This is a genomic window from bacterium, from assembly GCA_019912885.1.
GTDB lineage: Bacteria > Lernaellota > Lernaellaia > JACKCT01 > JACKCT01 > JAIOHV01.
The window spans coordinates 1-3017 of sequence record JAIOHV010000054.1 but is presented as its reverse complement, the minus strand read 5'-3'; the positions used below and the strand labels follow the sequence as shown (position 1 = coordinate 3017).

Annotated in this window: 2 protein-coding genes; both read left to right on the top strand. The window is 66.3% G+C overall.

All coding sequences use genetic code 11. From position 1 onward, the window contains the following. Positions 1-1016: hypothetical protein (locus K8I61_04540; GenBank protein ID MBZ0271280.1), on the top strand; the 1016-nt coding region annotated here is incomplete at its 5' end. A 17-nt stretch (positions 1017-1033) separates the two neighbouring features. After that, positions 1034-2548 (top strand): Wzt carbohydrate-binding domain-containing protein, encoded by a 1515-nt coding sequence (locus K8I61_04535; protein ID MBZ0271279.1) that lies wholly within the window; start codon positions 1034-1036, stop codon positions 2546-2548. The last annotated feature ends 469 nt before the right edge of the window (positions 2549-3017 follow it).

Below are 3017 nucleotides of genomic sequence, written 5' to 3'. Positions count from 1 at the left end.
CGCTTTACCTGCCGTTTTTCTTCTGGCGATGGAGCTACTACGGCTTTCCGTTTCCCAACACGTATTACGCGAAGGTGGACGCGCCGAGCCTCGCGCTTTTCTCGAACGGCCTTCGTTACACGCTGCGCGGCATCGTCGATCTGATCGTGCCCGCGCTTGCGATTTTGCTCGCCGTCGCGCGGCGCGCGGGCGGCGCACGGTTTGGCGCGGCGGAAAAACGGATACTCGTTGTCGTGGGTGTCGTCCTGGCCCAGATCGCCATGCAGGGCGGCGATTTTCTGCCGTACGCGCGGTTTGTGATCCCGATCTACCCTTTGTTCGTCCTTCTCGCGTGGCGGTGCGCGCGGCCGTTGATCGAGACGCGAGCCGCGTCGCGCGGATGGGACATGGCCGGCCGGCGCGCGCGGATGACCGCCCCGGCGGCCGCGATCGCCCTTTGCTTCGTCACGAATTTCCCGTCGCTGAACGAGTTGCAGATGCTCGGGCATATCGCGATGGTACGAACGTACGAGGAGCGCGCGCGCGATCTCGACGAAATCGTCCCCGAGGATGCGGTTATCGCCGCGGACGCGATCGGCGCGGTGAAGTTCATCACGCGGCTTCGCGTGCTGGACCTGCTCGGCCTGACCGACGAGGTCATCGCGCACACCGACGTGCCGACCGGCGAGGGGCTGCCCGGCCACGAAAAGACGAACGTGCCATACGTTTTGAACCGCGCGCCCGACGTCATCTTTCTGTGCGTGCGCGATTCGGTTCGCCCGCTATCGGCGTGTTCGGCGCGTGATTTTGGTTTCGTGCCGACGCTCGACCGATTTCAGGACAGCGAGCGTTTTCAGCACATGTACGAATACGCGAGCCATCGCGTTGACGGCGCGTTTTTGTCCACCTACGTGTTGAAGGCCAATCTCGACGACGCGGGCTGGCGGCGATGGGTCGTCGTCAAGAACGCGCGCGAGTTGCAACGGGAATCGCTCGACGAGACCGGCGGTCCGGGCGGGGGAGCGGACGGGCCGTGACGCGCGGCGGCGGTGTCATGCGTTCGATCGCCGCGGCCGGCGACGAGCTGCGCGCCATGCACGCGCGGCTCCCCGGCAATGAGCGCGCCGCGAAGCACAACTACTTTCGCTGGCTCGAATATCCGCTCGCGCTCGCCCTGGCCGACCCGAAACCGGGCGAGCGCGTGCTGGACGTGGGCAGCACGTTCATCAACCTGCTGGCGCTTGCCATCGCCGCGCGGCGGGGCGCCCGCGTCACCGCGCTGGATCGCGCGCCGCTCACCGACGAGACGCGCGCGCACGTGGCGAATCTTGCGACGCGCATCGGCGTGCCCGACGGCGTGCTGACGCTGACCCAGGGCGAGGCATCGTCCATGCCTTTCGCCGACGCGAGCTTCGATCTTGTGCTGTGCGTCAGCACGGTGGAACACGCCGCCCTTGGCGAGGACTCGCGCATCGCGGCCGAGGTTGGCCGCGTGCTCGCGCCCGGCGGCCGCGCCGTGTTCACCTTTCCGTTCAACCATGACGGCGAGCACATCGAGATGGAGGCGTGGCACGGCGCGGAATACGAGCAGCGGCACTACAACGAACAGACCGCGCGCGAGCGCGTCATCCGGCCGAGCGGCCTTGGCGTGCGGCGCCTTTCGGTGTTCGGCGAGATCGACGAAACCGTCGGGCGCGGCTTGCTCGCGATGACCCCCGAACGGATGACGCGCTTTTGCGAAAAAAAGCATCGTCGATGGGATCGCTACTGGAAGGTGTATTTCGACGCCGCGCGGGACGGATTGTATCTGCACGCGGGCGAGATCGCCGACGCGGACAAGACGCGCGCCGGCGCGATCGCGGTGCTGGCGGAAAAGGGGGAGCCGCCGCCGGATCATTTTCCGTTCGATTTGCTGGCGTTCGCACGCGCGCACGGTAATCGGCGCGTGGGGCGCTGGGAACGCGACGAGGCGGGATTGATCGCCGAATTCGCCCACGCGCCGGCGGCAACGGACCCGCGACACGAACCGCGACCGCCAGGGAGCGGGTCTCGTTCGGGCACGGGCACGGGCACGGGCACGGACACCGTTCGTGTTTTACCCGAAGACTCAATGCTCAATCCTCAATCATCGATCCTCCCGCGTGCGCTCACCATCAACGATGTCTCATTTCTGACAGGCACCGGCGCCGCGCCCCAGGCGTTCGAGTCCGGGCAGAACTGCTGGGTCCGCATCCGTTTCGACTGCACGTGCGAGGTTGTCGATCCGGCGTTCGTCATCGCGTTTCACGACGCGGGCGGGCGCGTCGTCGCGGGCGTCAATACGAGTGTTGGGGGCGTGCAGCTTGGCTGCCTGTCCGGCGCGCGCGAATTGTGGGTGAGGTTTGGGATGCTAAACCTTTCCGGCGGCGCGTATGACGTTTCCGTCGGCGCCTTCACGCACGGCGCGCCCGATCCGGTACCGCCGTACCCGTACGATCTGCGCGATCGGGCGTATCGCGTCGTCGTGCGCGACCGCGCGCGGGGCTTGCTGGGCGTGGCGCACACGCCGTACGAGATCGAGTTGAAGTAGGCCGATGTATTGCCTTCGCTGCCGCGTGAAGATGAAGGAAGAAAAGCGCAGCTTCCACAAGAAGCGGAAATGGATCTGTCCGCGGTGCGGGCGTGCAAAGATGCAGACCGTGCCGAAGGCGAGCGATAAACGGCAAGGCGGCAAGCGCGGCGACGATCGGTAGCGCACCACGTCAGGCGCGAACGGGAAGCGGGCGGCGCTGCCCGGAGCAGAGCCGCCCGCTGTGTTCTGTCGTATATCGTTGCCGGTTCGTGACCGCCCGCCGTCATGCGTCGCGGGCATTTTTGCCAGTTCGTGACCACCCGCTCCCCTCTGATCCGACTGTCTTTTCGATGCCGGCGTCAGCAGCCACAGCAGCCGTCGTCATCGTCATCGTCATCATCATCATCGTCGTCGTCATCGATCGGCGAACCGGAATCGTCGTCGTCGCCCGCGTCGTCATCGTCCGCGTCGTCATCGTCCGCGTCGT